A 491-nucleotide genomic window follows, 5' to 3' on the forward strand; every position below is an offset into this window, starting at 1 on the left:
CCGACGAACTTGAATGATTTGATGACGCCCGATGAGCAGTTTTGGATAGAGTGCAGCAATGAAGACGAACAAGCTCGTCGCTGTATTCAACCGGACTATGTTCCTTGGGCAACGGAGCGTATTGATTACACCGCAGGCAGTAAAGCCGTCACCGTCGGTAATGAACTACGAGAGGTTGCGTTTGCAATCTTGAAGTTTCCGTTGTCGAGCACCTCACTTGAGTACCGTACGCGCTGGTCAGTGCCGCTGTTAACTTTACCATTGGCTAAAGCTTTACCTAATGGCGATATCGAAGTGACGGTTTATGACCCGTTAATCTCTCAGCTTTACGATGAGTTTTTACAGCGTGACGGAAGCATCGAACTCACGGATAACTGGGACACAGGTGGAAGTTACGCGGTGACAAACGTGAAAGACATCACGATTGCCAACTCCGACAACACACAAAAAATTGTCTCGAAAGGGCTGTCGAATGTTTACACAGTCGCTCA

1 pseudogene is annotated in these 491 nt (G+C 48.1%); it reads left to right on the forward strand.

The annotated features are described in order from the left end of the window. Nucleotides 1-491: pseudogene (locus tag Q1A70_RS20405) on the forward strand (type II secretion system protein); the annotation flags it as partial.

This window comes from uncultured Vibrio sp. (assembly GCF_947488985.1).
Lineage (GTDB): Bacteria > Pseudomonadota > Gammaproteobacteria > Enterobacterales > Vibrionaceae > Vibrio.